General features: G+C 73.3%; 6 protein-coding genes. 4 read left to right on the forward strand and 2 right to left on the reverse strand.

Annotation, left to right across the window (positions count from 1 at the left end; genetic code table 11):
• Nucleotides 1–85: 85 nt before the first annotated feature.
• Together AB0K60_RS17240 and AB0K60_RS17245 are read right to left on the reverse strand one after the other, a co-directional pair.
• Nucleotides 86–712: an ElyC/SanA/YdcF family protein gene (locus AB0K60_RS17240; RefSeq protein WP_364055085.1), complete on the reverse strand. Its 627-nt coding sequence runs from the start codon at nt 710–712 to the stop codon at nt 86–88.
• Nucleotides 713–901: 189 nt separating this feature from the next.
• The gene (locus tag AB0K60_RS17245; RefSeq protein WP_364055088.1) at nt 902–1897 is read right to left on the reverse strand and encodes a COX15/CtaA family protein; all 996 of its coding nucleotides are present in this window, start codon (nt 1895–1897) and stop codon (nt 902–904) included.
• A 118-nt stretch (nt 1898–2015) separates the two neighbouring features.
• On the opposite strand from AB0K60_RS17245, the gene AB0K60_RS17250 reads away from it, so the two are divergent.
• The 4 genes from AB0K60_RS17250 to AB0K60_RS17265 form a co-directional block, all read left to right on the forward strand.
• Nucleotides 2016–2579 carry a DUF1707 domain-containing protein gene (locus AB0K60_RS17250; protein WP_364055091.1) on the forward strand — a complete coding sequence of 188 codons (564 nt, stop codon included), beginning with the start codon at nt 2016–2018 and terminating at the stop codon, nt 2577–2579.
• Between the two features lie 170 nt (nt 2580–2749).
• Nucleotides 2750–3904, forward strand: a complete 1155-nt coding sequence (locus tag AB0K60_RS17255; RefSeq protein WP_364055094.1) for an FAD-binding oxidoreductase — start codon at nt 2750–2752, stop codon at nt 3902–3904.
• Nucleotides 3904–4200, forward strand: a complete 297-nt coding sequence (locus tag AB0K60_RS17260) for a (2Fe-2S)-binding protein (RefSeq protein WP_364055097.1) — start codon at nt 3904–3906, stop codon at nt 4198–4200. The genes AB0K60_RS17255 and AB0K60_RS17260 overlap by 1 nt, the downstream gene beginning before the upstream one ends.
• A gap of 492 nt (nt 4201–4692) precedes the next feature.
• The coding region (locus AB0K60_RS17265; RefSeq protein ID WP_364055100.1) for an FAD-dependent oxidoreductase at nt 4693–6840 on the forward strand (2148 nt) is incomplete at its 3' end.

A 6840-nucleotide genomic window follows, 5' to 3' on the forward strand; every position in this document is an offset into this window, starting at 1 on the left:
CGCTACACGGGAGAACACGGGAGAAGACGTAAAAGAAACAGAACGAGTGCAGAAACGCCGCCGCGCCGCGTTCGCTCGGCCCGGGTCAGGAGGCGAGGAGGCGCTCGACGGAGGTCTCGCGGGGACCGTCGAAGCGGGGGGAGGAGTCGAGCACGACCGAGTCGAGGAACGCCTTGGCCGTCGCGCCGAACTCGCGCAGCGCCAGCGGCACGACCGTCACCGGACCCCAGCGGGACATGGACTCGTCGCCGACGCCGAAGGCGTCGATGCCCGCCTGACGGCACAGCGTCACGGCCCGGGGCAGATGGAAGTCCTGGGTCACCACCGTCAGCTTGCTCACCCCGAAGACCTTGCGCGCCCGTACGCACGAGTCCCAGGTGTCGAAGCCCGCGTAGTCGAGCACCATCATCCGCGCGGGGACGCCGCGCGCCACCAGGTAGTCCCGCATCGCCGTCGGCTCGTCGTAGCCGACCCTGCCGTGGTCCCCGGACAGCAGCAGCACCCGCACCCGCCCGGCCCGGTACAGCTCGGCGGCCACGTCCAGGCGGCGGGCGAGCATGAGCGTGGGCTGACCGGCGTAGAGGCCCGCGCCGAGCACGAGCGCGACCGGGGCGTGCGGCACCGCCGCCATCCAGCGGGAGGAGTGGTCCGCCGTGACGCGGTGGCCCGAGCTCGACAGCCACGCCCACGTCATCGGCAGCAGCGCGAGCACGCTCAGCGCGACGGCCGCGTGGTAGGCCCGCCGTACCGTGGTGCGCGAAGGGGTGCGCCAAGGGGTGCGCGAAAGGATGCGGGAAGGGGCGCGCAGGAGAGCGCGCCAGCGCCGCGTCCTGCTCAGGGAATCCGGACTTGCCGGAAAGGGTGCCTCCTCAGGTCGTTTGTCGTGAGATATCACGCATCGTCAGACGACGGCTGTGCGGGATTGGTTCGGCTCGACATCCGGGGCGGCGGGGCCCCGTTCCCGCATGAGATACATCACCCGCAGCGTGGCGATCCACGTCAGCGCCGCGCCGAGCACGTGCAGTTCCACCAGCGCCGCCGGTACGGCCAGCGCGTACTGGACCGCGCCCACGAGGCCCTGGGCCAGCTCCAGGCCGAGCAGCACCAGCAGGGCGCGGCGTACCACCGCCGGGGCGCCGGTCAGGTGGACGGCGAACAGCAGCGCGAATGTGAGCCCCAGCACCAGCCACACCGCGTCGGTGTGCAGGCGGGTCACCGCCTCGATGTCGAACGTGAAGCGGGCGGCCGCCTTGTCGCCGGAGTGCGGCCCGGTGCCGGTGACGACGGAGCCCAGCACCAGCAGCACGAACATCGCGGCCAGGAGCACGAAGCCCAGCACGCGGATCTCCCGCCGCACCACGCCGCGCACCGGTCCGTCGCCCTCGCACGACCGGGCGTACAGGGCGTAGGCGGCGAAGACCATGGCAATCGACAGCAGGAAGTGCATGCCGACGGTGACCGGGTTGAGCACCGTGTGCACCACCACCCCGCCCCACACCGCCTGGGCGACCACCCCGAGCGGCTGCAGGGCGGCCAGCGTGAGCAGCGCGTCACGGCGCGGGACGAGCCGCCACGCGGCGACGACGCAGGCCACGGCCACGGCCAGGACGAGGAACGTCACCAGCCGGTTGCCGAACTCGATGGCCATGTTCAGCGGGTCGTGCTCGTTGTGCGGCACCGGGACGAAGCTGTCGGACGTGCACTTCGGCCACGTCGGGCAGCCCAGGCCGGAGCCGGTGAGCCGGACCGACGCGCCGGTCACGATGATCAGCGTATTGACGACCACCGCCGCCAGCGCCCAGCGGCGCATGTCGGCGGAGGTGGGCGACCACACCGAGTTGCGCAGGCGGGCCACGAGACGGGGGGACTGGTCATGGGTGCGGGACACGCCATTCATGCTAGGAGGCCCACCGGTCGGTCCCGCCATCGGCCGGGGGCCGAACGGCCCTCGGTGATGACAACGGGCACCGATCTTGGTATAGGCAGGATGGCGTGATTTGTCTACCGTGGACGACATGCCGGATCACCGGGAACTGCGGGCCTCCGACCACGACAGGGAACGGGTCGTCGAGACGCTGCGCGAGGCGGCGGGCGACGGGCGGATCACTCTCGAGGAGCTCAACGAACGGGCCGACCTCGCCTACACGGCCCGGACGCTGGGCGAGTTGGAGAGGGTCGTCGCCGATCTGCGACCGGCCGAGACCGGCGAGCCCGCCCTGGCCGCCGAGCCCGCCGGGCTGCGGCTGCGCTCCCACGGGCCCAAGGTCGTGCAGGCGGGCCGCTGGACGGTCCCGCGTACGCTGACCGCCGAGGCGAGCCGCTGGGGCACGGTGAAGATCGACTTCACCTCGGCCGACTGTCGGCACCGGGAGATCGTCGTCGAGGTGGACATCACGTCATGGTTCGCCGACATCGTCATCACGGTCCCGCGCGGCTGGGTCGTGCACGACGACCAGGTGGTGCGCCGCCGTCTCGGCGCGGTCTTCAACCGCCCGCGCACGCCGCTCGCCCCCGATGGGGTGACCGTGCGGCTGGTCGGCACCGTGCGCACGGGCGACGTCTGGGTCCGCTACCGCTGATCCGCCGACGGATCCGCCGGCGGCGTCCGCGGCGGACCCGCCCCGCGTCCGCGGCGGACGCCTGCGCTCAAGGAGCCGGGCCGTTTCGGTGCCGGGCTTGACGGCAATGGTCAGGAAAGATGCTCTTTCCGTCCTTGGTACGACAATTGGAATGTGACATATTACTGCCGATGGGCATGCCGGACGTGGTGGTGATCGGAGCGGGCGTGGTGGGGGCGGCCTGCGCCCACTACGCGGCGCGCGCGGGCCTGCACGTTGTCGTCGTCGACCGAGGATCGGTCGCGGGCGGCACCACTGGGGCGGGCGAGGGCAACGTGCTGGTGTCCGACAAGGAACCCGGGCCGGAGCTGGACCTCGCGATGCTGTCCGCCCGGCTGTGGGCCGAGTTGGATCGCGAGGTCGGCGGATTCGAGTACGAGCCCAAGGGCGGGCTCGTCGTCGCCGAGACGCCCCGGGCGCTTGAGGCGCTGGCACGCCTCGCGTACGGCCAGCGGGAGGCCGGCGTGGAATGCACGGATGTGGCCGCCGCGGGGCTTCACGACTACGAGCCCCATCTGACCGGCGGTCTCGCGGGCGGCGTCCACTATCCGCAGGACGCGCAGGTCCAGCCCATGCTTGCCGCCGCCCGGCTGATCGCCGCGCCGACGGGACCCGGTTCGGTGACGCTGCGGACCGGGGAGACCGTCACCGGGATCCTGCGGTCACGGGACGGCCGGGCGCGCGGGGTGCGGACCGCCGCGGGCGAGCTGCACGCGGGAGCGGTCGTCAACGCCGCGGGAACGTGGGGCGGCGAGGTCGCCGCCCTCGCCGGGGTCGAGCTGCCGATCCTGCCGAGGCGCGGATTCATCCTGGTCACCGAGCCGCTGACCGGCCGGGACCTGGTACGACACAAGGTCTACACGGCCGCGTACGTCACCGGCGTCGCCAGCGACTCCGCCGCGCTGGAGACCTCGGCCGTGGTCGAGAGCACCCCGTCGGGCACCGTGCTGATCGGGGCCAGCCGGGAACGGGTCGGCTTCGACCGCACCGTCTCGCCGCCGGTCCTGCGCAGGCTCGCCGCCCAGGCCGTGGCGCTGTTCCCCGCGCTCGCCGACGTCCGCGTCATCCGGGCCTACTGCGGCTTCCGCCCGTACTGCCCCGACCACCTGCCCGTCATCGGCGAGGACCCGCGAGTTCCCGGCCTGTACCACGCGTGCGGACACGAGGGCGCGGGCATCGGCCTCGCTCCCGCGACCGGGTATCTGATCGCCCAGGCCCTCGCGGGCACGACGCCGCGGCTCGACCTCACGCCGTTCCGCCCCGCCCGCTTCGACCAGGCGGCCTGATGGCGGGCGAACGTAGCGGAGGGGGCATATCAGGCGAGGACGCTCGCCCTGCTCCCGGCTTCGACATCGCCGTGGACGGGCGGCCCGTACCGGTCGTACCCGGACAGAGCATCGCGGCGGCCATGCACGCGGCAGGCATCCGCGCATGGCGCGTCACCCGGTTCGACGGACGCCCACGCGGCCTCTTCTGCGGCATCGGCGTCTGCTTCGACTGCCTGATCACCCTCAACGGCGTGCCCTCGCTGCGCGCCTGCGTCATCGAGGCCCGCCCCGGCGACGAGGTGACCACCACATGACCCGAATCAATTCGTCGGCGCGGATCAGGGCCGAGGTACGGCTTGGCGGTGAGGGGGTCGTGCGATGAACCGGCGTGGACATGGGTGGGCGGTGGTCCGGTGGCCTGGTGAGCCCGGTGACGTGAGGGTGATCGGTCCGCAGGCATGGCCTGGTGGGGTGGAGGGCGCGCCATGAGCCGGCGTGGAGACGGGCGGGCGGTGGTCCGGCGGCCTGGTGAGCCCGGTGACGTGAGGGTGATCGGTCCGCAGGCATGGCCTGGTGGGGTGGAGGGCGCGCCATGAGCCGGCGTGGAGACGGGCGGGCGGTGGTTCGGTGGCCTGGTGAGCCCGGTGACGTGAGGGTGATCGGTCCGCAGGCATGGCCTGGCGGGGCGGAGGGCGCGCCATGAGCCGGCGTGGAGACGGGCGGGCGGTGGTTCGGTGGCCTGGTGAGCCCGGTGACGTGAGGGTGATCGGTCCGCAGGCACGGCCTGGCGGGGCGGAGGGCGCGCCATGAGCCGACGCGAACACGGGCGGGCGGGCGGCCGGAGGTCCGGCGAGGCGTACGACCTGGCGGTGATCGGCGGTGGTCCGGCCGGCCTGGCGGCGGCGGTGGCGGCCTCGCGGGCAGGGCTGACCGTAGCACTGATCGACGGCGGGCCGCGGCTCGGCGGACAGTACTACCGGCATCCGCCCCCGGGTCTCCGCCCGTCGCATCCCGGCACGTCACAGCATGGATTCGCTCGGTTCGAGCGACTTCGCGCCGCACTGGACGGGCGGGTCGATGTCCTGCTGCGGCATCAGTCGTGGGCCGTGGAACGCATCGGCGGCGACGCGTCGTCGTGGCGCGACCTCCGTGGCGAGACGTTCGCCGTACGGTGTCTGGCGGGGGAACGGGACGAGACGCCGGAGACCGTGGTGGCGCGGCGGCTGGTGATCGCCACGGGGGCGCACGATCTGCCGCTGCCGTTCCCCGGGTGGGATCTGCCCGGTGTCATGACGGCAGGCGGGGCGCAGGCGCTGCTGAAAGGGAACCTGGTCCTCGCCGGGCGGCGGGTGGTGGTCGCGGGGACGGGGCCGTTCCTGCTGCCGGTGGCCGCCGGGCTGGCGGGAGCCGGGGCCGAGGTGGCGGGCGTGTTCGAGGCCAACGGCGGCCTCGCGATCGCCCCGGAGCTGCTGCGCCGTCCCGGCAAGGTCGCCGAGGCATCCCGGTACGGCTACCAACTGGCCCGCCACGGCACGCCGTACCGAACCAGGCACGCGGTCATCGCCGCGCACGGCGACCGAGAACTGACACACGTCACCGTGGCCGCCATCGACGAGAACTGGCGGCCCCGGCCGGGACGGCGGCGCACGATCGCCTGCGACGCGCTCGCCGTCGGCTACGGCTTCACCCCCCGGCTCGACCTGGCCGTCCAGCTCGGCTGCGCCACCGGCCCCGACGGATCGGGAGGTGTGGTGGTCCGGGTGGACGCGGGCATGCGCACCAGCGTCCCCGGCGTGTACGCGGCGGGCGAGACCACCGGCGTCGGCGGCGCCGACCTCGCCGAGACCGAGGGGTGGCTCGCCGGGCGCGCCGTCGCCGCCGACCTCGGCCGCCCGCTACGGCCCGCCCCCGCCCTGTCTCGGCGGCGTGACCGCCAGGAGGCGTTCGCCCGCGCCCTGCGCCGCGCCTATCCGATCAAGGACGGCTGGACGGCCTGGCTCGACGACGACACCCTGATCTGCCGCTGCGAGGAGGTCCCGTACGCACGGGTACGCGAGGCACGCGACCTCGGGGCCCGCGACGCCCGCGCGATCAAGCTGCTGGCCCGGCCCGGCATGGGCTGGTGCCAGGGCCGCATGTGCGGCTACGCCGTGTCCCGGCTGGCGGGCGAGGACCTCGCACCGCCCCGCCGCCTCATCTCGCAGCCCATCCGCCTGGGCGACCTCGCGGGGCTGGAGCTAGAGCCGCCGTCATCGGACCAGCGCTCTTTTGACCCGGACACCTCCGGGCTGCGACCCCCTGAGCGGCGGCAGACAGAGCTGCGGGTCCCGGGTTCGGAGCCTGCTCAAGGGCGGCATGCGCCACCGCGTTTCGACGAGCGGTCGCATGTGGAGCCGCGGTCCCGGCCGGACGAGACACGCTCCTCCCCGGCACAATCCCCTGAGCGGCGGCAGACAGAGCCGCAGGTTCCGGGTTCGGAGCCTGCTCAAGGGCGGCATGCGCCACCGCGTTTCGACGAGCGGTCGCATGTGGAGCCGCGGTCCCGGCCGGACGAGACACGCTCCTCCCCGGCACAATCCCCTGAGCGGCGGCAGACAGAGCCGCAGGTTCCGGGTTCGGAGCCTGCTCAAGGGCGGCATGCGCCACCGCGTTTCGACGAGCGGTCGCATGTGGAGCCGCGGTCCCGGCCGGACGAGACACGCTCCTCCCCGGCACAATCCCCTGAGCGGCGGCAGACAGAGCTGCGGGTCCCGGGTTCGGAGCCTGCTCAAGGGCGGCATGCGCCACCGCGTTTCGACGAGCGGTCGCATGTGGAGCCGCGGTCCCGGCCGGACGAGACACGCTCCTCCCCGGCACAATCCCCTGAGCGGCGGCAGACAGAGCTGCGGGTCCCGGGTTCGGAGCCTGCTCAAGGGCGGCATGCGCCACCGCGTTTCGACGAGCGGTCGCATGTG

The sequence above is a fragment of the Thermopolyspora sp. NPDC052614 genome, from assembly GCF_040678635.1.
GTDB lineage: Bacteria > Actinomycetota > Actinomycetes > Streptosporangiales > Streptosporangiaceae > Thermopolyspora.

What these genes read in the sequence shown, in the direction of transcription:
- AB0K60_RS17250 (WP_364055091.1), top strand. Translation starts at nt 2,016, where the DNA reads ATGCCGGATCACCGGGAACTGCGGGCCTCCGACCACGACAGGGAACGG.
- AB0K60_RS17255 (WP_364055094.1), top strand. Translation starts at nt 2,750, where the DNA reads ATGGGCATGCCGGACGTGGTGGTGATCGGAGCGGGCGTGGTGGGGGCG.
- AB0K60_RS17260 (WP_364055097.1), top strand. Translation starts at nt 3,904, where the DNA reads ATGGCGGGCGAACGTAGCGGAGGGGGCATATCAGGCGAGGACGCTCGC.
- AB0K60_RS17245 (WP_364055088.1), bottom strand. Translation starts at nt 1,897, where the DNA reads ATGAATGGCGTGTCCCGCACCCATGACCAGTCCCCCCGTCTCGTGGCC.